Annotated in this window: 21 protein-coding genes and 2 pseudogenes; 11 read left to right on the top strand and 12 right to left on the bottom strand. The window is 68.4% G+C overall.

Going from position 1 to position 21,722, the window contains the following annotated elements; genetic code table 11:
- Window positions 1-68 precede the first annotated feature (68 nt).
- Window positions 69-1,415 carry a flavin monoamine oxidase family protein gene (locus tag A5758_RS15275; protein WP_067741473.1) on the top strand — a complete coding sequence of 449 codons (1,347 nt, stop codon included), beginning with the start codon at window positions 69-71 and terminating at the stop codon, window positions 1,413-1,415.
- Here A5758_RS15275 and A5758_RS15270 read toward each other — a convergent pair.
- The gene (locus A5758_RS15270) at window positions 1,410-2,366 is read right to left on the bottom strand and encodes an alpha/beta fold hydrolase (protein ID WP_067741425.1); all 957 of its coding nucleotides are present in this window, start codon (window positions 2,364-2,366) and stop codon (window positions 1,410-1,412) included. The two genes, A5758_RS15275 and A5758_RS15270, sit on opposite strands and share 6 nt — an antisense overlap.
- 132 nt (window positions 2,367-2,498) lie before the next feature.
- Here A5758_RS15270 and A5758_RS15265 point away from each other — a divergent pair, with 132 nt between their 5' ends.
- A complete protein-coding gene (locus tag A5758_RS15265; RefSeq protein ID WP_067741469.1) occupies window positions 2,499-3,860 on the top strand; it encodes an NAD(P)/FAD-dependent oxidoreductase in 1,362 nt (453 codons plus the stop codon).
- Here the strand turns inward: A5758_RS15265 and A5758_RS15260 are convergent.
- From A5758_RS15260 to A5758_RS26295, 6 genes and pseudogenes are all read right to left on the bottom strand, one after another.
- Complete coding sequence (locus A5758_RS15260; RefSeq protein ID WP_197503952.1) at window positions 3,857-4,252, bottom strand: STAS domain-containing protein; 396 nt, start codon at window positions 4,250-4,252, stop codon at window positions 3,857-3,859. The two genes, A5758_RS15265 and A5758_RS15260, sit on opposite strands and share 4 nt — an antisense overlap.
- 428 nt (window positions 4,253-4,680) lie before the next feature.
- Window positions 4,681-5,091: pseudogene (locus A5758_RS15255) on the bottom strand (helix-turn-helix transcriptional regulator); the annotation flags it as partial.
- A 214-nt stretch (window positions 5,092-5,305) separates the two neighbouring features.
- Window positions 5,306-6,487, bottom strand: a complete 1,182-nt coding sequence (locus A5758_RS15250; protein ID WP_067741423.1) for a glycosyltransferase — start codon at window positions 6,485-6,487, stop codon at window positions 5,306-5,308.
- Window positions 6,488-6,805: 318 nt separating this feature from the next.
- Window positions 6,806-8,647 (bottom strand): CheR family methyltransferase, encoded by a 1,842-nt coding sequence (locus A5758_RS15245; RefSeq protein ID WP_067208313.1) that lies wholly within the window; start codon window positions 8,645-8,647, stop codon window positions 6,806-6,808.
- 55 nt (window positions 8,648-8,702) lie between these two features.
- On the bottom strand, window positions 8,703-9,461 hold the full coding sequence (locus tag A5758_RS15240; RefSeq protein ID WP_067741420.1) for an STAS domain-containing protein: 759 nt from the start codon (window positions 9,459-9,461) through the stop codon (window positions 8,703-8,705).
- 10 nt (window positions 9,462-9,471) lie between these two features.
- Window positions 9,472-9,588: pseudogene (locus tag A5758_RS26295) on the bottom strand (chemotaxis protein CheB); the annotation flags it as partial.
- Window positions 9,589-9,732: 144 nt separating this feature from the next.
- Here A5758_RS26295 and A5758_RS15235 point away from each other — a divergent pair.
- Window positions 9,733-9,990, top strand: coding sequence for a hypothetical protein (locus A5758_RS15235; RefSeq protein WP_007168278.1), 258 nt, complete (start codon window positions 9,733-9,735; stop codon window positions 9,988-9,990).
- On the opposite strand, the gene A5758_RS15230 is transcribed toward A5758_RS15235, so the two are convergent.
- Window positions 9,984-10,562 (bottom strand): nucleotidyltransferase, encoded by a 579-nt coding sequence (locus A5758_RS15230; protein ID WP_067741417.1) that lies wholly within the window; start codon window positions 10,560-10,562, stop codon window positions 9,984-9,986. The genes A5758_RS15235 and A5758_RS15230 overlap by 7 nt on opposite strands.
- 282 nt (window positions 10,563-10,844) lie before the next feature.
- Between A5758_RS15230 and A5758_RS15225 the strand changes: the two genes are divergently transcribed.
- The 3 genes from A5758_RS15225 (at window position 10,845) to A5758_RS15215 (ending at window position 13,411) form a co-directional block, all read left to right on the top strand.
- Entirely contained in the window at window positions 10,845-11,786 is a 942-nt protein-coding gene (locus A5758_RS15225) for an acyl-CoA dehydrogenase (RefSeq protein WP_067741414.1), read from the top strand.
- A 7-nt stretch (window positions 11,787-11,793) separates the two neighbouring features.
- Window positions 11,794-12,567 (top strand): PIG-L deacetylase family protein, encoded by a 774-nt coding sequence (locus A5758_RS15220; protein WP_067741411.1) that lies wholly within the window; start codon window positions 11,794-11,796, stop codon window positions 12,565-12,567.
- 79 nt (window positions 12,568-12,646) lie between these two features.
- Window positions 12,647-13,411 (top strand): endonuclease/exonuclease/phosphatase family protein, encoded by a 765-nt coding sequence (locus A5758_RS15215; protein ID WP_067741401.1) that lies wholly within the window; start codon window positions 12,647-12,649, stop codon window positions 13,409-13,411.
- Between the two features lie 11 nt (window positions 13,412-13,422).
- Here the strand turns inward: A5758_RS15215 and A5758_RS15210 are convergent, their stop codons facing one another.
- Window positions 13,423-13,719, bottom strand: a complete 297-nt coding sequence (locus A5758_RS15210) for a DUF3349 domain-containing protein (RefSeq protein ID WP_067741398.1) — start codon at window positions 13,717-13,719, stop codon at window positions 13,423-13,425.
- A gap of 135 nt (window positions 13,720-13,854) precedes the next feature.
- Window positions 13,855-14,091, bottom strand: coding sequence for a general stress protein CsbD (locus tag A5758_RS15205; protein ID WP_067208343.1), 237 nt, complete (start codon window positions 14,089-14,091; stop codon window positions 13,855-13,857).
- Between the two features lie 169 nt (window positions 14,092-14,260).
- On the opposite strand from A5758_RS15205, the gene A5758_RS15200 reads away from it, so the two are divergent.
- From A5758_RS15200 to A5758_RS15185, 4 genes are all read left to right on the top strand, one after another.
- The gene (locus A5758_RS15200) at window positions 14,261-15,097 is read left to right on the top strand and encodes an SDR family oxidoreductase (RefSeq protein WP_082939713.1); all 837 of its coding nucleotides are present in this window, start codon (window positions 14,261-14,263) and stop codon (window positions 15,095-15,097) included.
- Between the two features lie 376 nt (window positions 15,098-15,473).
- Window positions 15,474-15,872, top strand: coding sequence for a heme-binding protein (locus tag A5758_RS15195; RefSeq protein ID WP_067741396.1), 399 nt, complete (start codon window positions 15,474-15,476; stop codon window positions 15,870-15,872).
- 119 nt (window positions 15,873-15,991) lie between these two features.
- Entirely contained in the window at window positions 15,992-17,047 is a 1,056-nt protein-coding gene (locus A5758_RS15190) for a DNA topoisomerase IB (RefSeq protein WP_067741461.1), read from the top strand.
- Between the two features lie 280 nt (window positions 17,048-17,327).
- The gene (locus A5758_RS15185; RefSeq protein WP_067741393.1) at window positions 17,328-19,121 is read left to right on the top strand and encodes a thiamine pyrophosphate-requiring protein; all 1,794 of its coding nucleotides are present in this window, start codon (window positions 17,328-17,330) and stop codon (window positions 19,119-19,121) included.
- Between the two features lie 12 nt (window positions 19,122-19,133).
- Here the strand turns inward: A5758_RS15185 and A5758_RS15180 are convergent, their stop codons facing one another.
- Both A5758_RS15180 and A5758_RS15175 read right to left on the bottom strand, forming a co-directional pair.
- Window positions 19,134-19,790: a UdgX family uracil-DNA binding protein gene (locus tag A5758_RS15180; RefSeq protein WP_067741390.1), complete on the bottom strand. Its 657-nt coding sequence runs from the start codon at window positions 19,788-19,790 to the stop codon at window positions 19,134-19,136.
- Between the two features lie 66 nt (window positions 19,791-19,856).
- Complete coding sequence (locus tag A5758_RS15175; RefSeq protein WP_067741387.1) at window positions 19,857-20,417, bottom strand: hemerythrin domain-containing protein; 561 nt, start codon at window positions 20,415-20,417, stop codon at window positions 19,857-19,859.
- Between the two features lie 140 nt (window positions 20,418-20,557).
- Between A5758_RS15175 and A5758_RS15170 the strand changes: the two genes are divergently transcribed.
- The gene (locus tag A5758_RS15170) at window positions 20,558-21,595 is read left to right on the top strand and encodes a hypothetical protein (RefSeq protein ID WP_067741376.1); all 1,038 of its coding nucleotides are present in this window, start codon (window positions 20,558-20,560) and stop codon (window positions 21,593-21,595) included.
- The last annotated feature ends 127 nt before the right edge of the window (window positions 21,596-21,722 follow it).

Below are 21,722 nucleotides of genomic sequence, written 5' to 3'. Positions count from 1 at the left end.
AAATCGACGTTCGCGGGTGTCGGGCAATTGCCCGACGAAATCGCGGAAATTGGGGTTGACTGGTGCGCGTGCCAAATCCGCCGTGGATTGTCGACGTTGTCGTGGTCGGCGCAGGCTTTGCTGGACTCGCCGCGGCGCGCGAGCTGGCCCGCCAGGGACATGACGTGGTCGTCTTCGAGGGCCGCGACCGCGTCGGCGGCCGGTCGTTCACCGGCAGCGTGGCGGGCTTACCCGCCGACCTGGGGGGCACGTTCGTCGGCCCGACCCAGGACGCGGTCCTGGCGCTGGCGGCCGAACTCGACGTCCCCACCATCCCGACCCACCACGACGGCAAGAATGTGATCCACTGGCGCGGCTGGACGCATTCCTATCGCGGCACCATCCCCAAGCTTTCGCTGTCCGGGCTGCTCGACATCGGCCGGTTGCGTTGGCAATTCGACCGGATCGCCCGCAGCATCCCGCTGTCGGCCCCGTGGGACGCGCGCCGGGCGTACGAGCTCGACGGCGTGTCGCTCGGCGGCTGGCTGCGCTCGGTACACGCCACCGCGTCGTCGCACGACCTGCTGGCGATCGTGTCCCGGGTGACTTGGGGATGCGAACCCGACGACGTGTCGATGCTGCACGCGGCCCGGTACACGCATGCCGCCGGCGGCCTGGACCGGCTGCTCGACGTCGAAAACGGTGCCCAACAGGACCGTTTTCCGGGCGGCACCCAGCAGATCGCCGAGGCCGCGGCCACCGAGCTGGGCACCCGGGTCGTGCTCAACGCGCCGGTCCGCCGCATCGACCGGCACGGCGCCGGGGTGACGGTCACCAGCGACGTCGGCCAGGCGGAAGCCGGATTCGTCGTCGTCGCGGTCCCGCCCGCCCACCGCGCAGCCATCGAATTCGCTCCCCCGCTGCCCGCCGAGTACCAACAACTCGCCCAGCACTGGCCGCAGGGCCAGCTCAGCAAGGCCTACGCGGCTTATTCCACACCGTTTTGGCGGACCAACGGCTTCTCCGGCCAGGCGCTGTCCGACACCGGGCCGGTTTTCATCACCTTCGACGTCAGTCCGCACGCCGACGGGCCGGGCGTCCTGATGGGCTTCGTCGACGCGCGCACCTTCGACTCGCTCTCGCCCGAGCAGCGTCGCCATGACACGTTGCGCTGCTTTGCGACGCTGTTCGGTGACGACGCCCTGAAGCCGCTCGACTATGTCGATCATCGTTGGGGCGCAGAACAATTCGCGCCCGGCGGTCCCACCGCCGCGGTCCCGCCGGGCTCGTGGACACGGTTCGGGCCGTGGCTGCGCGAGCCGGTCGGCCCCATTCACTGGGCCGGGACCGAGACCGCGGACGAATGGACCGGGTTTCTCGACGGCGCCGTCAGGTCCGGCCAGCGGGCGGCCGCCGAGATCACCGCCTTGCTATGAACTGATCCGCACGTCCTGGGTCACCGACTCGGCGAGTGCCCGCAGGTGGCGGTTCACCTCGCGTGGGTGCTCCAGCATCGAGCAGTGGCCGCCGGGCAGCTCGACCAGGCCGATGACGTTGGGCGCCGTGCCCGCGATCCTGCGGGCCTGGCTGATCGGGGTCAGCCGGTCGCGTTCGCTGCCGATGACCAGCGTCGGCACCGTCAAACCGTCCAGTTCCAGGTATCGCGACCCCAACGCGGCGACCAGCATCCTGGCGCAACCGGCGCGCCCCGCGGGCGATGTCTGTTCGAAGAACTGGTGGACGATCCTGGCGACGCTGGGGTCGGCTTCCTTGCCCACCGCCAGCATCCCGACCAGATAGCGGCTCGGGATGCGGGCCGCGGTGGGGATCGGGAACCCGCCGAACGCGTTGATCAGCGCGCGGCCGGCGGCCACTCGGGCCGGCGACAGCCCTCGCGGCACCGACAGCAGCTGCACCTTGCGGACCAGATCCCCTGTCGTGGTGTTGATCAGCGCGACGGCGTCGGCGCGCCGGCGAACCATGTGGCGGTAGCGCGCCGACCATGCGGCGATGGTGATGCCGCCCATGGAATGGCCGGCCAGCACGGCGCGCTCGTGCGGCGCGAGCGTCGCATCCAGCACCGAATTCAGGTCGGAGGCAAGGTGTTTCAGGCTGTACCCGTTACGCCGGGGCATGCCGCTGCGCCCATGGCCGCGGTGGTCGTAGGCGATCACCCGGTAGTCGTTGGCCAGGTCCGCGATCTGGTAGGCCCAGGCGCGGATGGTGCATGTGATGCCGTGCGTCAGGACAATCGGATAGCCGTCGGGCGGCCCGAACACCTCGGCGTGCAACCGGGTGCCGTCGGTCGCGTGGACGGCCACCGTCTGGCTCGGGGGCAGCATGTGGGGGTAGGGATCGACTGCGCGACCCGATCGTCGAGCACTCATCGCCGCCTCCCCCTCCAACGCGGCCTCGTCGCCGCAGTTAAGGACTCGCGCAAGTTTATCCCTAAGGTCCGTTCGGATTCGGTAAATCCGGCAAACCGTTTTCGATGTGAGACGCTAACACCCGTGTACCCGATGTCCCGTCGGGAATTCATCGCGGCTACCACGGGCGTGGTCGGCGGTGGGCTGATGGCCGCCTGCGCGCCGAACCATCCGCCGTCCGCGCGGCCGCCCCAACCGGATATCCGCTCGGTGCTCGTCATCGGCGCTGGGATGGCCGGCCTGTCGGCCGCCCGCAGCCTCGCCGATGCGGGCTGGCCGGTTCGTGTGATCGAAGCCCGCGACCGCATCGGCGGCCGGGTGCACACCGACCGCGACTGGGGCGTACCGCTCGAGATGGGCGCGTCGTGGATCCACGGCACGGCGGACAACCCGCTGGTGCAGCTGGCGCGCCAAGCGGGGGCTCAGTTGGTCACGACCGACTATTACAGCTGGGCCAAGCTCGTGATCGATCCCAAACTTCCACCGCTCGACTACGACCCGACACTATGGCGCGTGTTCGTGGAACGGGCGCGTTACCAAGTCGACGCCGGCAGCCTGGCGGCCGCCGTCAACGCCGCGGCAGGCGGCGAAGCGCTGTCCACCTCGGACCGCGCCCAGTTGGCCTTCTATCTCACCACCGAGGTCGAGGACGAGTTCGCTGCCGACGCGGATCAGCTGTCCGCCATCACCTTTGACGAGGGCGACTACAGCGGCGGCGATCAGGTTGTCATCACGAACGGCTACGACGCTCTACCGAAGCTGCTCGCCGACGGGTTGCGGGTCGAGCTGAACACGCCGGTGACGGCGATCGCGCGACGCGACGACTCCGTCGTCGTCCGGACAAGAGATCGGACTTACCAGGGACCCGCCGCAATCGTCACCGTCCCGCTCGGCGTGCTGAAAGCCGGTGCTATCGCTTTCAATCCGCCCCTCCCCGACCCGTACCGCCGCGCGGTCGATGCCCTGGGCTTCGGCGTGCTGTCGAAGAGTTTCTTCCGGTTCAACCGGCGCGGCTGGACGGTGGACAACGCCTTCTATCAATACCTCGCCGCCGACCGCGGCCCGTGGGCCCAGTGGTTCAGCCTCCCGGCGGCAGCGGGCCCAATCATATTGGCATTCAATGCCGGCGACCGCGGCCGCGCTGTGGAGGCCTCCTCGGCCCGGGATCTGATGACCACCGCGCTGCCGATCGCTCACCGGCTGTTCGGCGATGACATCTCGCCGTTCGAGGTCAAGACATCTGACTGGAGTGCCGACCCATATGCGCGCGGCGCCTACTCTTTTCACGCCCCCGGCTCCGGTCTGGATGACCGGCGCCGGCTGCAGGAACCTATCAGCGACCGGCTTTATCTGGCGGGCGAAGCGGTCGGCGTCAACAATCCGGCCACGGTGCACGGCGCCATGGCCAGTGGCCGGTACGCCGCCGACCAGTTGATGCGCCGGCTGGGTCGTTAGGAAGCAAGCCCGCGGAGCCGCGTCGACGCGTCACTCTGCGGTTCGTGCTGGCGGGCCGGGCCCGACACCAACCGTCGGCGGGCCGATGTGACGCCTTCGATGTGCGCGAGGGCCGCAGGGACCGAGTCGGCCATGGGCAGGCCGAGTTCGGGCAGGACCCGTGTGAGCCGGCGCAGCGCCACGCCGCTGACGATGCAGCACCGCAGCCCGGCGTGCCGATGCTCCTCGCTGAGCACCAGCAGCGTTCGCAGGCCCGAGGCGGCAAGAAAGTCCAGGCCGGCGAGGTCGAGGACCAGCGGGGCCCTGAGCCGCGAAAAGCGGCGAATGGCCTCGGCAATGAGGGCGGTGTTGGATGCGTCGACCTCGCCTTCGAGGCGCAAGATGGTGGCCACACTACGGGCGTGAACATGGATTTGCGCTCCGGCGCAATCGATTTGGTAACGGCTGCGGGGTTGTCCGAGCAGCCCGGGTGTATGTCGATCGGGTGTATGAAGTTCGGTTGAAGCAGTCATGTTGAGTGCGCCCTTCAAGGGGATTGGAGTGAGCAGGGCGAGCGACGACGGTGTCCGAATTGCGCCCGTTGATAACGGCAGCTGGGGACTCAACCTGGCTACAGCCTACCGGCTAGAGCGGTCGGCCGTACGCACAAGCGACGCCGCGGGCCCACCGGGTGACCCGGAATCGGCGCTCAACCAGGCGGTTTCGCTTTGACTCTGGGTGCGAAAAACATCTTTCGGCGTGTTGGTCACAATGACATGACGCGACGGCGACGCGCGGTGAACGCGGTGCGCCTGACCTGGGGTTTAGCGGCGTACCGCCATCACGGCCGAGGGGTCAGATGCCGGAGCGCGGTGTGCGGGCTCTGGCCGTACGTCTGCCGATACAGCACCGCGAACCGGCCGGTATGCGCGAACCCCCAGCGCTGGGCGATGTCCGTGACTGTGGTGTTGGATGGCGCCCCGGCCAACAGCTCTTGATGGGCGTGGTTGAGACGCACGCGGCGAATGTATTCCGTTGGGGTGCTGGCGAGTTGGCGGCAGAACAGGTACTGCACCGCCCAGGGGGTCAAATGCACGGCGGCCGCGACGTCGTTGATGCTGACGTCCTCAGCGGCGTGACGATGGCTGAAAGACATGGCGTCCTTCAGCGTTTCGGGGAGCGCGGGCTCGTTGGTCAGATCCTGCTCGGTGAGGTTGGACGGATAGCACTCGAGCAGCGCGCCGGCCAACAGCGGAGTCTGCGCATCGATAGTGCGGAACTGGTCGTGCCGAAGCGCTGACGCCGACCCGCCGCATCGCTCGCGAGTTCAGCGTCGACTGCGGCTTGGCCCGCTTCGGGCGGTCGTCCGACTGCGTCGGCGAGCACGCCGGTGCCGGTGTTGTCGGTGGCGCTCATCATGGTCGTCATAGTTGGCGTCCCCAGAGGGCTGCGGTGGCATCGTTGCATCACCGGACACCCGATGACTGCAAGCGTTGCGGTGCCGAACGCGGGGCCCCCACCTGTTGGTAGATGTTCTGCGAGTCAAGCGCAATCCTGTCCCAGGCGTAACGGGACAGCGCGCGGCTGCGGCCCGCCGCACCCATGCTCTCGCACTGGAAGCTCTGCGCCAGAAGGCTTCTCAAGGTAGCTGACAAGCTGCCGGGAGTTTCCGACGGGAGCACCAGCCCGGTGACATTGTCGACCACGGCGTCCTTGAGCACCCCGACGCCGAAGGCCACCACCACCACGCCACTGGCCATCGCTTGTAGCACCGTTGTCGCGCGCGGTGGCTGGCGCGGCGTGCACGCGACCACGTCCGCGGACCGCAGCAGCATGGGCAGTTCGTCGCCGGCGACGGTGCCCGCGAACCGGACTCGCTCGGCCACCCCCAACTTGGCGGCCTGCTGTTGCAGCCTGGCCCGCGCCCCGTCGTGGTCGGGGTTGGTGGCCTCGGTCTCAGCAATCACCAGCTCAGTGGCCGGAACCCTGGGCAGCGCCCGGACAGCGATGTCGAAGCCGTTGCACGGCATGGGGTTTGGCGCGAGGCAGAGGACGCGATGCAGGTCGCTCCGGGCCAGTGCCGGGCCGCGGGAGTCGTATCGCTCCACGTCGACCCCGCTGGTCAGAGCGGACACCCGGGCGCGGCTGCGGCGCAACCAGCTCAGGGCATCGACGTCGTCGGCGCTCTCCCCCGTCACCCACGTCGCGCTGCGCGCCAGTAGCGGTTCGATTCGAAGCCGTTCGCTGTTCGGTGCCGATCTGACGGCGCCGCTGCGCCCACTCGTGGCGGCCAGTCCCAGAAAACTCTGAACGGTCGGCACCTTTAGCCGCCGCGCGGCCAGCTGGGCGGCCAGACCGCCGAGCCACCCGTACGCGTGCACCACGTCGGGCGCGTCGGCCGCCCACTGGCGGGTGAGCGCCCCCGCCCAGTCGCCGATGTACGGCAGCACCTCCGAGGCCGAAGTTGCCTCGCGGGGGCCGACGGTCACCGCTACGGTGCGGTGGCCACCGGTGCGGTTTCCCGCAGCTCGGCGGCCTTTGCGCCGGACGAACCCGGTGACGTCGTGCCCCCGGGACGCGAGCGCGGCGCACAGTTGCTGTGGGTCCTCACCGACGACGTCGTCGCCGCTGACGATCGCGATCCTCACTACAGAACCCCTTCGTCGCCCTTGACGTGGTGGCGTACCCGGCCCGGCATCGACGAAACGGGCCCCCCGACCTTCGCCGGCCGCGCGCCCATTTCGCATTGGGGATAACCACGGCGCCCGGCGCGCCGGTGCCCGAGCCGCAGCCGGACAACGGCAAGCCGGTAGCGCAGGAAGCCGCCCCCGCGCCGGAAGGCCCGGAGCCGCCGCGCGATGACGCCGTCAACACCGCGGCATGCCGCGGCGAACTGGCCGGATCGCGCGCCGCCGCGCGCAGTTGGCCCGCCAGGCGGCCGAGGAAGCGGCCGCGCGGTGGGGTGGCTAGCTCACCACCTCCATGAGCAGGAGCGCGCCCACGACCGTTCCGTCACGCGAACGAAACGACGTGCAGGTGAAGCGGACCCGGGTTGGCCGGCCGCGGCGGTTGACCGCATCCACTTCCGTCACTCCGGAGCTGTCGGCGTCCACGAACGCGTCGCCGATGAGCGGCCGGACGCTGTCCAATGGCATTCCGATGTCCAAAGTGGTCAGTCTGGTTCCTATCGTCTCGTCGGACCGCAGCCCCCAAAGCTCCTCGCAGCCGCGGTTCCACAGGATCACCTTCATCTCGCGGTCCACCACGACCATCCCCATGTGGACAGAGTCGATCAGCGAATCCAGGAAATTCTTCGCCTCGTCCAGTTCGAGGCTGCGCTCCCGCAACATGTCGTTGATGGTGTGCAGCTCGTCGTTCGTGGACTGCAACTCCTCGTTCATGGTCTCGAGCTCTTCGTTGGTGGACTGCAATTCCTCGTTCGTGGTCTCCAGCTCCTCCACGGTGGACTGCAGTTCCCCGTTGGTGGTCTCCAGCTCCTCGTTCGTGGATTGCAGCTCTTCGTACGCCGCTTCCAGCTGGCGGTTGGTCTGGACCACCTTGTCCAACAGGGCGCGCGTCTCGCTGACGTCGAAGAACACGATCGACACACCGAGCAGGCCGTTCTCGGCGTCGACGAGCGGATTGACGTGGATTTCGAACCACACCGTCTCGGCGCCGGGCCGCTGCCATTTGACGTCCTGGATCCGCGCCGACCGCCGCTCCACCTTGGCCTGCTCCAGATAGGCGCGGAGCTCCACCGGACTGTAAGACACCTCGAGGTCGCGCAGCAGCCGGCCGATGTCGCGGGCCGAGAGCCCGAACAGGGTCTCGGCCTGCTGGTTGATCATCGCGACGATGTCCTCACCCGTGACCACGATCTGGGCCACCGGGCTGGCACGAAAAGCCAAGTCGCGCACCGTGGTCAAACCCGTCATGTCGACGTGGCGTTCGTAAAATGCCCCGTCCGGGTCGTAGCGCTCCGCGCCCGTGTGGCTTCCGAGCTCCTTGCGGAAGATTCGGTGTTTCAGATTCAGCGGGGTGAACCGGCCGCCGTGGCTGAGCAGCATCTCGGCGTGCCCGAGGAACAGCGTCCCCTGCGGTGCCAGTGCAAAATGCAAACGGCTCAACACGTTTCGCTGGGTCTCGGCGTTGAGGTACATCAGGGTGTTGCGGCACACCAGCAGATCGACACGCGAGATCGGCGCGTCGTTGACCAGATCGTTGCGGCCGAAGATCACCGCGCGGCGCAGATCCTTCTGAAAAACGTAGCGGCCGTTGATTTGTTCGAAATAGCGCGACAGCAACTCGGCCGGCACCGACTCGACGGCCCTGGCATCATACGACGCGGCGCGCGCCTGGGTCAGTGCGTCCTCGTCGATGTCGGTGGCGTAAATCTTGACCCGCTGCCGAAACGCCTCGGGCCCCAGGTTTTCGGCCAGCAGCATCGCCAGCGTGTAGGGCTCCTCGCCGGACGCGCATCCCGCGCTCCATACCCGGATCGGATCGGCGGGGCCGCGCTCCGCCAGCATCCGGGGAATGACTTCCGAGCTGATGTACTCCCACGCATCCGCGTCACGGAAGAAGGCGGTGACGTTGATCAAGATTGTGTTGAAGAGGGCGGCGAATTCGTCGGAACTGGCTTGCAAGAAGTCGAGGTATTCCTCGAAGGAGGTGTAGCCCGCTTGGTCCATCCGGTGACGGACGCGGCGCATCAGCGACGCGCGCTTGTAGCCGGTGAAGTCGAAGCCGCGAGAATCCCGCATGTAGCGCAGCAGGGCCTCGAACGCCTCGTCAGTCGTGCCGTCCATTCGAGTCCCGTCCGCATCGAGCGTGGCTGAAGGACTTGAACATTACTCGCGGTCGTCAGAATTGATTTTCGCGACCGACCAGGGCCCAGACCGTCTTGCCCGTCGATGTGGGGGTGCTGCCCCACGTCCGGCACAGCGCGGAGACGATCGCCAGGCCGGACACGACCTCGGCGCCGCGATCGGCGTCTTCGTGCCGGCCGGGCAGGCGGTCGCTGCAATCCTCCACCGCGACGGTGACGGCGTCGGAGAAGCTTTCGACGATCAGCACCGGCGCGCTGTCGGTGTGGTCGAGGACGTTTTCGACGAAGACGGTGGCCACCGTGGACGCGACCGGAGTTGCCTCGCCGCATTCCCATTCGGTGAGCCAATCGGTGATGACGGCGCGGGCAAGGCCGAGGCTGCCGGGCGAGCGCGGGAGTTCGGTGCGTGCCCGGCGCCGAACCTGCAACGACCGACTGCGCGCGGCACCCAGCGCCGACTCCCGGGTGGGATGCACCGGCACATAGCGGGCCACGCCGGCCGCGATGATCGCCCGCCGCGCCTTCGGCTCTGCGCGGACGAGCAGAATCGGAACGTCGGGCCAGATGCTGACGTGCCAGCGGGCGCTGGTGAAAACGGTCCAGGCCGAGGCCGCCGGGACGGACAGCCGGTCGACATCGACGATTACCGCGCGCGGCTCGTCCAGGGCGGCCTTGATGACGGTGTCGCGGACGGTTCGATACGTGGAGCTGTCCAGCACGCCCTCTACCACCAGGATCGGCACCTCCTGCTGCGCCTCGGCATGAATGCGGATGCGCGGCTCAATCACCGTCATCACCGCCGTGCGGCGCGTCCGGCGACAATCCCGCCGCCAGGCGTGACGGCGCCTCCCCTCCTCCCGCGGAGGCGCCGATTGCCACCACGCCACGCAGGTCGCAATTTTTGCCGTTCGCGGTAATCATTACCCCCTCGACTACCCGGATCAATGCGAGGTAACCCAATCAGCGACGGGTAGCTGCGCAGACGAACAGGGTTTTCACTGCCGCCCGGGCGGGCATCCTGACCACGACGCCAGGGATGTCTCATCGTGAACAGGAGGATGGACCATGCCGAATTCGTCGATCAAGAACGAGAAGTTGTACAAGGACCTGCGCAAGCAGGGCGACTCCAAGGAAAAGGCGGCCCGAATCTCCAATGCGGCTGCCGCGCGGGGCAAGTCCTCGGTCGGGCGCAAGGGCGGCAAGTCGGGATCGTATCAGGACTGGACCGTTCCGCAGCTGAAGAAACGAGCGAAAGAGCTTGGCATGTCGGGGTATTCAAGCCTGACGAAAGACAAGCTGGTAGCCAAGCTCCGGAATCACTGAGCGGCGAGGCCGAGCCTGTCGACCAACACCAGGAAGGCGACCGCGTAGTCGTTGTCAGCGGTGCACGCCCTGATTCGTTCCCAGTCCAGCCGTTCGCGGACCGCGCGCACGGCCGGCAGCAGTTTGGCGAAATCGCAATGATGCTCACCGAGGGAACGCAGCTGCTGGATCAGCACCATCGTGGGCGGCAGCACAGGCATCCTGATGGCCAACACATCGTGCTGCTCGGCGCAGTCCAGGACTGACGCTTCCACCCGCACGCCGTTGACGCGGTGCAGCACGTCGACGACCGTATCGCCGGTGCGCGCCTTGAAGAGCCAATCCTCCGGGGGACGCTCTACGGCGAACCCGGCATCGCTGAGGGTGGCCACGGCGTCGTCGACGTCGGTCTCGGCCACCACCAAGTCCACATCGTGCGTGGGTTCGGGCGCGCCGTAGGCCCACAACGCGTAGCTGCCGGCCAACGCGAATCGAGGGCCGTTCTCCTTGAGCGCCGATGCCGCACCACGCAGCGCATCCCTCAGCGGTGTGCTGGACGGGGGGGCGCCCACGTGGGCCTCGGTAGGTGCCATGGTGCATAGGTCATACCCCGCTGGCGGCGGGTGCAACCTGCGCGGACACGGCGCCAGAGTTGCTAAGCCCGTTTAACTTGCGGTCATTTGGGAAAATCTGTCTGTTGTGTCAACCGCTTGGCCCCGCGCCTATGATGCCGCCGCAGTCGTGGTCCCAGCTCATGATGAGCGGGGCGACACCGAATTCTGCCTCCTCACACCGGCGCGAACCCAGGCTCGGGCGCCACACGGGTTCGATCACCGCCTCAGGCAACTGGGGAGATCGGCGGCGGGTGATTGCGTGTGACGGCGGGTTTGGTCAGGCACTGGCTCGAGTCGGGACGGCTCGAGCTGCCACTGCCCGCGTCCGGGCGCACCGCCGAGCGCTGGCAACGTCTGGCGTCACTGGCCGAGGAGAACATCGTGGCGGCCCGGGTCGCCGAAGCCCACGTGGACGCCGTCGCGATCCTGCACGAACTGGGTGGCAAACCCCCGGAATCCGGTCAGCTGTGGGGTGTTTGGGCGACCGAAGCGCCAGACGCGGTGCTGACGGCCACCGACGTCAAGGGGGCGTTCACCCTGACGGGCACGAAGGTCTGGTGCTCGGGTGCAGGGTTTTGCACGCACGCGCTGGTGACCGCCCGCCTCGAAGACGGAACGCCGGGCCTGTTCGCCGTGCAGGTGACCGACGCAAGCGTCAAGCCGCTGCCCAGCACCTGGTGGAACGCCGGAATGGCGGGTAGCGACACCAGACCGGTGCAGTTCACCAACACCCACGCCGTCGCCGTGGGCGATCCCGGCGACTATCTGAACAGGCCCGGTTTCTGGCACGGCGCCATCGGTGTGGCAGCCTGTTGGCTCGGGGGCGCACGCAGGGTGTCCGATCCCCTATACCGTTGCGCCCGAAGCAAATCCGCCGACGCGTACTCGTTGGCGCACCTCGGCGCCGTGGACGCCGCGCTGGCCGCCAGCGACGCGATCCTGGCCGTGGCGGCCACACATGTCGACTCCGACCCGTTCGACCGGACGGGCACCGCGCAACTGCTCGCCCGCCGCGTCCGCACGGTCGTGGAACACGCCGTCGACGAGGCCATCACCCGCACCGGCCGCGCGCTGGGACCGGGCCCGCTCTGCCAGGACGGACGGCACGCCCAGCGGGTCGCCGACCTGACAATCTACATCCGGCAAAGCCACGCGGAACGCGATCTCGCCGAGCTCGGGCAGCTCGCGGGCCGCCAGCGCTGAGGGCGCCATGAGAACCGCGCCGATCAGCAACAGTGCCCGGTTCGTGGCCAAGCCGCTGACCCATGGCGGCACCCCGGCGCCGTTGTGGCTGGCCGCTTTTGAGCGCGGCCCCCTGCCGGCACTGGACCTGGCCGAGTGCCGGCGCCTGATCGTCGTGGCACCCCACCCGCACGACGAGACCCTCGGCCTGGGCGCGATGATCGCCCAACTCATCGCATCGGGCGTCGACGTCCGGGTGGTGTCGGTCAGCGACGGGGGTGCCGCCCAGCCCGGGACGACGCGGTCCGGCCGGATTCGCCTGTCGACGACTCGCCGATACGAACTCCGCAGGGCCACAGGCGTTTTAGGAGCACCTCCCCCGGTGCGCCTGGGATTGCCCGACGGCGAACTGGCCAACCACGAGGACCGGCTCGCCCGGGCCCTCGCGGACATCTTGCGGTCGGCCGGGCCCGGCGCCTGGTGCGCCGCCACCTGGCGTGGAGACGGGCATCCCGACTACGAAGCCGTGGGACGCGCCGCCGCGGCGGCATGCGCGCGCACCGGCGTCGCGCTGCTGGAATATCCGGTCTGGATGTGGCACTGGGCCAGCCCGGCCGACCCCGCGGTGCCGTGGGGCCGCGCCCGCTCGGTCGCTGCGCCCGGCTGGGCCATCAACCGCAAACGGCAAGCGGCGCAATGCTATCGGAGCCAGTTGCGGCCGGGCCGCGCCGAGGCTCCGGCTGTATTGCCGCCGTTCGTCCTGCAGCGACTGCTCACCGTCGGTGAGGTGGTCTTCCGGTGAGCACGCGGCGTCCAGGAGCAGGCTGACCGTTGCCGGGCGTGGGACTGCATGGGCGGGAAAGTGGGTAGGAGAAACCCATATGCGTGTGGCGACCTTCAACATCCTGCACGGCCGCACCGTCGGTGACGGGGTCGAAGTTCAGCGGCTGCGTGACTGCGTGCGGCGCCTCGATCCGGACGTGCTGAGTCTGCAAGAGGTTGACTGTGACCAGCCGCGGTCCGAGCGAGCCGACCTCACCGCCGTGGCGGCCGAGGCCATGGGGGCCGCGGAACACCGCTTCGTGGCGGCCATCTCCGGCACGCCCGGGGCGACGTGGATGGCCGCCACGGGTCACGAGCAACCCGGCACCGCGGCCTACGGCATTGCCCTGCTGTCGCGATACCCGGTGGCCAGCTGGCAGGTGGTGCGGCTGCCCCGCATTCCGATGCGCTTTCCGATGTATTTGCCCGGCCCCAACCGTGTGATGGTGGTCGACGAAGAGCCCAGGGCGGCGGTCATCGCGCAGCTGCACACCCCGATGGGCGGGCTGACAGTGGCCAACACGCACCTGTCCTTCGTGCCCGGCTGGAATCGGCGCCAGCTGCGCCGGCTGGTACACGACCTGCGCGGCTTTCCCGGCCCGCGGCTGCTGACCGGCGATCTCAACATGACACCCAAGGCCGTGCGCCGGTGGTCGGGCATGCGGGCGCTGGCCGCGGCCGCGACATTCCCCGCGGACGCCCCCGACCGCCAGCTGGATCACATCCTGACCGACGATCGCCGCCTGCGCGGCAGCGCCGTCGAGGCGGAGCCCATGGCAATCTCCGACCATCGGCCGCTGGTCGTCGACCTCGAACACGCGTGAGTAGCGCGGCGTCAGGCCCGGTGGTGGCCGGCCCAGCCCGTCGCGGTCAGCCGGCGCCGGACACGCTCGATCTCGCTTATCGACGGCAGCTCGTCGGTGACCCTGGTGATTTCCACCCCGACATCGACGTTGGTGATCGAACGACGCTCGACGAGAAGGAGCTTCTTGGCGATGGTCGTGACCTCGTCGTCGGACACCCGCCGCGGCACCAGCGCCAACAGCGGCGTGTAGCCGAGCGCGGGCGCGCCGCTCGGGTAGCCCGCGCGCAGAAACGCGACAACGCTCGCGACCCGGTCGCTCAAACCCATCTCGCACCTCGCTCACCCACCAGCCGGCGGTCCTAGCCAGGAATAACCGGGCGCGGCGGTTTGAAACACCGTCCGCACCGGGGCGCAACAAAGGGGTCCGGCCCCCAATCGGGACCGGACCCCTTCACCAACGACTTACTGGTTTTCCTTCTGGCGCTGCTCGGCGGCCTCCGCGCCGGCCCGGGCGGATTCGGCCTCGGCCTCCTTCTTGCCCGCGTCGCGCTGAGCGTCGGCCTTGTCCTGCTGGGCCTGGCCCTCCTCGACCAGGTCGTTGCGACCGATGACGGTCCCTCCGACCTCCTTGACCTTGCCCTTCACGCCCTCGACGGCGCCGGTGACGGCCTCTTGCGGCCCGCTCTTGTCATCCCCCATGGGTCGACCTCCCTTTGGTTACTGTGCAACTCGCCTCTACGGCGTTCCCGTCGGCCGACCCGTCAAACGCCCCGGGCCATGTGCTCGCGATCACCGGATGCGGGGCGACGCGGAATTGGCCGGTTTAAGCCGCGACCGGCTGGGTAGTAATCAGCGACCGACGAAAGAGGTGAGGCGCCTGACCACCATCGCCGTGATAGGAGCGACCGGAACGGCCGGAATCCGCGTCGTCGACAGGCTCAAGGCCCGCGACGTCGCGGTCGTCGAGATTTCGCGCGCACATGGCGTCGACCTGCTCGACGGGGCGAGCCTGTATCGGGCGCTCAACGGAGTCGACGTCGCAATCGACGTATCCAACCCCGTGGCGGACGACGGGCCCGACGTCGCCCAGACTTTGGCCACCGCCTCCCGCAACGTCATGGGGGTGTGCGCCGCCCGGGGCGTCCAGCGTCTGGTGGTGTCGACGATGGCCGGCATCGACGATCCGGTGTTCGACGGGCTCGGATACTTCGAGGCCAAACGGGCGGCGAAAGAGATTCTGCTCGACGGTCCGGTCCCGACCACGGTCGTGAAGTCCACCCCGTGGTACGAATCCGCCACCGGCCCCGCGGGGCCGGTGAGTTGTGATGGGGACGAGGTGATCGTCGAGGACTGGTTGGTCCAGCCCATCGCCGCCGACACCGTCGCCGACGTACTCGTCGAGGCCGCCCTCGGCCAGACGCACACGCCGCGCATCATCACCGGCCCGGACACCATCCGGCTGCCCGAACTGACCTCGAAAGTTCTTGCCCGGCAAGGTGACAGCCGTACCGTTCGGGCGGTGCAGCCCCGCGTGCCCGCGCTCGCCACGGGAGCGCTGCTGGCCTGCGAACGTGCGGTGGTTGTCGGCCCCGGCGTCGAATCCTGGCTGAGTTCGCTGCCACCGGCGAGTACCGACGGCCACGCGAAGGACGGTGCCGACAACCCCGATGCGTCGGTGCACAGGCCGGATTTCTCCCGGGTTTGAGCGCCAGCAAACGAAGAGATCTCGGCGGGTCACCGGCCTCGGCCTGCCATTGGTCAACTCGGTCACCGACGCCCCACAGCTGATTCGAGGCGGCCGCCGCACCGGGTGAACGCCGGGCTCGGGGTCGAATTCAGGTCACGATTCCGTCACGATCCTTCTTACGGTTGCTTAAGAACCGCCGAGTTTTCCGTAAGAATTCTCAGCCTTTCCGAGCGGAGTTGATTGTTTGCTTGGTGAACGGCTGCGTTCCGTGGGTTTACGGTCTTTCCGTTCGTCATGAGCGAACACGACCACTTTCCACTTCCGCTACTTTGGATTTCGAGGATCGGGAGCCTCGGTCGAAGAAGTCAATTCGCAATTCTGAAGGACACTGATCATGAAAATCAGCAGTATTGTCGCGCGCCGGCGTGTGGCCGGCATCAGTGCCGGCTGCCTGCTCGGGGGAATCACCATCGGTCTCGTCGGCGCTCCGTCGGCGGCCGCGGCGCCCGACTGCAGCCCCGGCGGTGTCAATGCCACGGTTTCGTCCGTGCAGGGCTCGGCTGAGCATTACCTGGCCGCGCACCCGGGCGCCAACCAGGTGGTTACCGCCGCCTACGGCCAGCCTCGTCCGGAGGCCGAGTCGAACCTGCGGGGCTACTTCACGGCCCATCCGCAGGAGTACTACGACCTGCGTGGCATCCTGGCGCCGATCGGCGACACCGAACGGCAGTGCAATGTCAAGGCGCTGCCGCCGACCCTGGAATCGGCCTACCAGGAGTTCATGGCCGGCTGATTCCGCTGCCTTACAGAACCGACCCGCCACGACGCTGTGGCGGGTCGCTTCTTTGCAACGTGTGAGCGGCAGCCGCGGCGGGTAATTGTCCAGTCAGCGAACGTAACTGGAGGGACATGATGCGGCTGCGTCGCAGCGTTCTGAGCAACCCGGGCATCGCGCGCAAGCGTCGGGGCAAAGGCTTCGCGTATTACGGGCCCGACGGGGAACTCCTGTCGGACCCCGAAACCCTGCAGCGAATCAAGGATTTGGTCATCCCGCCGGCCTGGAAAAGCGTGTGGATCTCGCCGCACCCCAACGGGCACATTCAGGCCGTCGGCGTCGACGCCGCCGGCCGCCGCCAGTACCTCTACCACACCGCATGGCAGCAGGAGCGCGCCGAGGAGAAGTTCGACCGCGTCCTGGAACTGTCCACCCGGTTGCCGCAGTGGCGCGCCGTCATCGCGAAAGACCTGACGCGCAGCGGGTTGACCCGCAGAAGGGTGCTGGCGCTGGCGTTGCGCCTGCTGGATCGCGGGTATTTCCGCGCCGGCGGAGAGCAGTATGCCGAGGAGCACGAGTCGTACGGCCTGGCGACCCTGCTGTGCGATCACGTGGTGGTGCGGCGCGACGCGGTCGAATTCGACTTTCCCGCCAAGAGTGGCGTGCGGCGCACCGCGGAGATCGAGGACCCCGAAGTGGTCCGGGCGGTGCGCGCGCTGATGCGCCGGCCGAACCGTACCGAGCGGCTGCTGGTGTGCCGCACCGCATCCGGCTGGATAGACGTGCGATCCGACGACCTCAACTCCCGATTCAAGGAGCTCGTCGGTAACGAATACACCGTGAAGGACCTGAGGACCTGGCACGGGACGGTGTTGGCCGCCACGGCGTTCGCCGATGCGGACCCGGCCGTCTCCCGGCGGGTGGCCAAACGGGTGGAATCCGCCGTCATGAAGGAGGTCGCCGAGGAGCTGGGCAACACCCCGGCGGTGGCCCGCGGTTCCTACGTCGATCCGCGCGTCGTGACCGGCTACGAGCAGGGGCTCACGATCGCCGCCGCGACGCGTCGCGCCGAACGCGCCCGGGACCCCGACGCGGCCCAGGAGATCCTCGACAAGGCCACCCGGATGCTGATCCGGCGGGTGGCGAAGGGCCACAGCGCGTCCGGATCGTCAGCGCTGCCCAAGAGCGCGTGACCCGATCGGGGCACTGATCTGCCCCGGAAACGTTGTGCCGCGGGGCTTTTGACCAACGGGCGCGGGCCGTCACGGGCGCCGCGGAAAAACGGACGAATAACGGCAGCGATCTTGGGTATGCCCGTCGTGTGGGAAGTGCCCTGGCGGCCCAGTCACGCCAGGTTGCGGTCGAAACAGACGGCCGCGGGCCATCGCAGCAAACCGCGCACCACGGTGATTCCTGCGCTGTCCGGCGTACTAGCGAACCTCATCGAAAACCGTCTGTCTAGGAGGAACATCAATGGCCAAGCAAGAGGTCTCGGACTACCTGTTGGAGCGATTGCGGGCATGGGGCGTCGAGCACGTGTTCGGCTACCCCGGCGACGGCATCAACGGGCTGCTCGCCGCGTGGGGTCGCGCAGACAACAAGCCGAAGTTCATCCAGTCGCGCCACGAGGAGATGAGCGCGTTCGAGGCGGTCGGCTACGCGAAATTCACCGGCCGGGTCGGTGTGTGCGTGGCCACGTCGGGGCCGGGAGCGATCCATCTGCTCAACGGGCTCTACGACGCCAAACTGGACCACGTTCCGGTGGTGGCCATCGTCGGTCAGACCAATCGCACCGCCATGGGCGGCAACTACCAGCAGGAGGTCGACCTGCTGAACCTGTTCAAGGACGTCGCTAGCGACTACGTCCAAATGGTCACCGTCCCAGAGCAATTGCCCAACGTGCTGGACCGCGCGATCCGGATCGCGATGACGCAGCGGGCGCCCACGGCGTTGATCATCCCAAGCGACGTGCAGGAGCTGCCGTATTCGCCCCCCGAGCACGCGTTCAAGATGGTGCCCTCCAGCCTGGGCATCGAATATCCCGAGATCGCCCCGGACGACGGGGCCATCGCGCGCGCAGCCGAGATCCTCAATGCGGGCAAGAAGGTGGCCATCCTGGCGGGCACCGGTGCGCGCGGGGCGCACGAAGAGCTGGCCCAGGTCGCCGACCTCCTCGGGGCCGGAGCCGCCAAGGCGCTGCTGGGCAAGGACGTGCTGTCGGACGAATTGCCTTGGGTCACCGGCTCTATCGGCCTGCTGGGGACGCGGCCGAGCTACGAGCTGATGCGCGACTGCGACACTCTGCTCACGGTGGGATCCAGCTTCCCCTACACGCAGTTCCTGCCCGAGTTCGGGCAGGCCCGGGCGGTGCAGATCGACGTCGACGGCCGGCTGATCGGGATGCGCTACCCCTACGAGGTCAACCTGGTCGCCGACGCGAAGACCGCGCTGCGGGCACTGATTCCGCACCTGCGCCGCAAAGAGGATCGATCCTGGCGGGAAGAGATCGAGAAGAATGTGGCGCGCTGGTGGGAGACGATGGACAAGGAAGCGCACGTCAGCGCCGACCCCATTAACCCGATGCGCCTGTACTCCGAGCTCTCCCCCAAGCTGCCCGACGACGCCATCGTGACGGCCGACTCCGGTTCGGCGGCCAACTGGTATGCGCGCAATCTGCGCTTCCGCGGCAACATGCGGGGTTCGCTGTCCGGCACCCTTGCCACCATGGGACCGGGTGTGCCGTACGCGATCGGCGCCAAATTCGGCCAGCCGCGCCGGCCCGTCATCGCGTTCGTCGGCGACGGCGCCATGCAGATGAACGGCATGGCCGAGCTGATCACGATCAAGCGGTACTGGCAGGAGTGGGAGGATCCCCGGCTGATCGTCGCGATCCTGCACAACAACGACCTGAACCAGGTCACATGGGAAATGCGCGCCATGGCAGGATCACCGAAATTCCATGAATCCCAAGCACTTCCGGATGTCGACTTCGCCGCGTTCGCGGCCGGCCTGGGCCTGAACGCAATGGCCATCAAGGACCCGGACCAGCTCGAGGGCGCGTGGGGCAACGCGTTGTCGGCCGACCGTCCCACCGTGCTGGACGTCTTCACCGACCCCGACATGCCGCCCATCCCGCCGCACGCCACCTGGGATCAGTTCAAGGCGGCCACCGCGGCGGTGCTTTCCGGCGACGAGGACCGCGTCGGCTTCGTCAAGGTCGGCCTGAAAACCAAGGCGCAGGAATTCATGCCGCACAAGAAGGGATGAGCCAACGGCCCGTCAGCGGACGACCCCGGCACGCGCGCTGCGCAGGTCGTCGACGAAAAGCCCGTAGGCCTCGTCGTGTCGATCGCTGCGGTCGCGCAACACCGCCGACGGATGCACCGTCGCCACGACGGTCGGCTCCGGTTCCACATCGACGAGGGACGCGGGCAGCCGCACTGGCCGGCCGCGCTGGGTGGACACCCGAAAGTCGGCCCCCAGCAGGGATTGCGCGGCGGTCGCGCCGAGGCACACGATGACCTGCGGCCGCACCGCCTCGATCTCGGCGATGAGCCAGGGGCGGCAGGCGACCACCTCGGTGCGGCCGGGCTTTTGGTGGATCCGTCGTTTGCCGCCCTTGCGGGTGAACTTGAAGTGTTTGACCGCGTTCGTCACGTACGCCAGCCCCGGATCGATGCCGGCGTCTTCGAGGGCCCGGTCGAGCAGCCGCCCGGCCGGCCCGACGAACGGCTCGCCCGCGAGGTCCTCCTGGTCGCCCGGCTGCTCACCCACCAGCATGATGGGCGCTCCCGCGTTGCCGTTGCCGAACACCGTTTGGGTCGCATCGGCGAAAAGCGAGCAGCCGCGGCAACATTCGGCCGCCGCTCGCAGCGAATCAAGTCCCCGCTCCTCGGGTAGGTAGCGGTCGGCGCCCGGTGCCTTGGCCGCGGTCATGGTGCCCCCTTCAGCCGGGGCGGGGTGCCCCACTCCCCCTCGAGTGGGGCACCCCGTGAGTCGGTGCTAGCCCTTGCCGACGATCGCGTCGCGGGCCCGGTCCAGCATCGCCGCGAACGGTCCGGCGGCCAGGTTGGCCGTCTGCGACTCGACGCCGGCGTGCGGCCGGGTCGGCGCGATCGTCTCGGCGAGCTTGGCCGCGCGGCCCATCCGTTCGAGCTCCTCGCCGCTCAATTCCTGGCCCAGCTTGGAGAATTCGTCGTGCTCCTCGTGCTCGGCGTGCTCGACGACCGCGTCGCGCAGTTGCGTCAGCAGCTGGGTGAACTCCGCGCTGTCCACGTCGAGCTTCTCCAGCTTCTGTAGGACGGTCTTGGCCTCGTGCTCTTCGTGCAGTCGCTCGTCGACCACCGCGGCGCCGTCGGAGAGCTTCCGCTTGGCCCGGGGGTGCACGATCTCCTCTTCGGCCGTTTCGTGGACGGCCAGCAATCGCCGGAGTTCGACGAACGTCTTCTCGCGCTCTTTCCCGGAGGCCGCAAGTGTTTCGGCGAACAACGACTTGATCTGCTGATGTTGACTGACGAGAAAGTCGACCACATCGGTGGGCGACTTGATGGCGCTCTGAGCCATGGTGTCCTTCCCATCTCGGCTTGGCGCGCGGGCTGTTGCGCGCTTCTGATCGGCTACCCGACGAAATCCGGCACCAAACGGGTACGCCCGCCCACCAGTGGGTAGTTCCTCACCAAGTCGCGAAAAAAGGGAGAACGCTTGTGGCCACCGGTGTCCGCAGTCGGGCGGCGATCCTCGGCGTGCTCGTCGTGACGGCCGGCTGCGCGGCGCCGGGAGCGTCGCTGGAAGGCGAGCCCGACGTCGCGCTCTGGTCGGTCGCCTCGCCCCTGCGCGATCCGGTGTGGTCGTATCGGGCGCACGCCCTCGTCGGGCTCACCGGCGATCACCGGCTGGCCGAGGTCACCGCCGGCGACCGCCCGGGCGAGGCCAGGACGCGGTTGTCGGAGCCCACGACGGTCGGGCGCAATCTGCAGATCAGCCAGAAGGACGACCGGATCGTGTTCGTACCGCAGCCGGAGCGCGGCAGGGTCGCCGAGGTCGACCTCGAAAGTCTGCGCCAGGTCGGCGATTTCGATGCCGGACCCGCCCCGGCGTATCTGTCCGAGGATGCCGGGTTGCGGACGCTGCTGGCGCTGTCGTCGGACGGCACGTCGGTGACACCGGTGGACCAGTACGGCTTCCGGAAGCTGCCCACCGCCCCGATCGCCGGTGATCCCGCGGACACCATAGACGGCGCGAACCGCGGCCGCGAGATCGACTACCACGTGTACGCGCCGTCGGGAATCCGGCATTACCAGGGGTCTTCGTCGCCCGCCGAGGAGCGCGGCTCGCTGCGGATGAACGTCGCGGTCTCGGCGGGTGACGGCGCCGCGGTGACGCGCAGCTATGTGGCCGGCCGCGACGACAGCACGCTGTACGCCGTGGATTCGCGCCGCGGCGGCGAGGGCTTGACGGTGCTGGCCAGTTCCCGGCTGCCGTCCCCGATCCGCGAACTGGGCACCGACGACACCAGGATCTACGCCGCCACGGACCACGAGGTGGTGGTGCTCGAGACGGCCAGCTTCACCGGCTTCCCGGCCCGCACGATCCCGGTCATCCGCGTCATCGGCTACCGGTCGGGACTGCCGCCGGCGGCCCAGACGGCGCCCCTGTCCGGCATGGCGATCGGCCCGCATCGGGTGTACCTGACCTTGGCCGACGCGCCCTATGTGGTCAGCGTCGCCAAGCCGCGGCTGTGACGCTCCGCCGGATCGTCGGCTACATTGCGGGCAGGTGCGGCCGGTAAGGAGGCGCTGGCGTGACCGACCCGCAGGACTCGTATTGGCAGAACCCCTACACGTACGACCCGCTTGGCCGGGTCCCGCC

This window comes from Mycobacterium sp. 852014-50255_SCH5639931 (assembly GCF_001665605.1).
Classification (GTDB): domain Bacteria; phylum Actinomycetota; class Actinomycetes; order Mycobacteriales; family Mycobacteriaceae; genus Mycobacterium; species Mycobacterium paraffinicum.
Note: the sequence above shows the minus strand (reverse complement) of the source record. Positions and strands in the feature narration are given on the sequence as shown.

Coding starts and splice junctions, on each gene's coding strand:
- A5758_RS15270 (WP_067741425.1), bottom strand. CDS start 2,366: ATGAGTGCTCGACGATCGGGTCGCGCAGTCGATCCCTACCCCCACATG.
- A5758_RS15265 (WP_067741469.1), top strand. CDS start 2,499: ATGTCCCGTCGGGAATTCATCGCGGCTACCACGGGCGTGGTCGGCGGT.
- A5758_RS15245 (WP_067208313.1), bottom strand. CDS start 8,647: ATGGACGGCACGACTGACGAGGCGTTCGAGGCCCTGCTGCGCTACATG.
- A5758_RS15240 (WP_067741420.1), bottom strand. CDS start 9,461: ATGACGGTGATTGAGCCGCGCATCCGCATTCATGCCGAGGCGCAGCAG.
- A5758_RS15235 (WP_007168278.1), top strand. CDS start 9,733: ATGCCGAATTCGTCGATCAAGAACGAGAAGTTGTACAAGGACCTGCGC.
- A5758_RS15230 (WP_067741417.1), bottom strand. CDS start 10,562: ATGGCACCTACCGAGGCCCACGTGGGCGCCCCCCCGTCCAGCACACCG.
- A5758_RS15220 (WP_067741411.1), top strand. CDS start 11,794: ATGAGAACCGCGCCGATCAGCAACAGTGCCCGGTTCGTGGCCAAGCCG.
- A5758_RS15215 (WP_067741401.1), top strand. CDS start 12,647: ATGCGTGTGGCGACCTTCAACATCCTGCACGGCCGCACCGTCGGTGAC.
- A5758_RS15210 (WP_067741398.1), bottom strand. CDS start 13,719: ATGGGTTTGAGCGACCGGGTCGCGAGCGTTGTCGCGTTTCTGCGCGCG.
- A5758_RS15205 (WP_067208343.1), bottom strand. CDS start 14,091: ATGGGGGATGACAAGAGCGGGCCGCAAGAGGCCGTCACCGGCGCCGTC.
- A5758_RS15195 (WP_067741396.1), top strand. CDS start 15,474: ATGAAAATCAGCAGTATTGTCGCGCGCCGGCGTGTGGCCGGCATCAGT.
- A5758_RS15190 (WP_067741461.1), top strand. CDS start 15,992: ATGCGGCTGCGTCGCAGCGTTCTGAGCAACCCGGGCATCGCGCGCAAG.
- A5758_RS15185 (WP_067741393.1), top strand. CDS start 17,328: ATGGCCAAGCAAGAGGTCTCGGACTACCTGTTGGAGCGATTGCGGGCA.
- A5758_RS15180 (WP_067741390.1), bottom strand. CDS start 19,790: ATGACCGCGGCCAAGGCACCGGGCGCCGACCGCTACCTACCCGAGGAG.
- A5758_RS15175 (WP_067741387.1), bottom strand. CDS start 20,417: ATGGCTCAGAGCGCCATCAAGTCGCCCACCGATGTGGTCGACTTTCTC.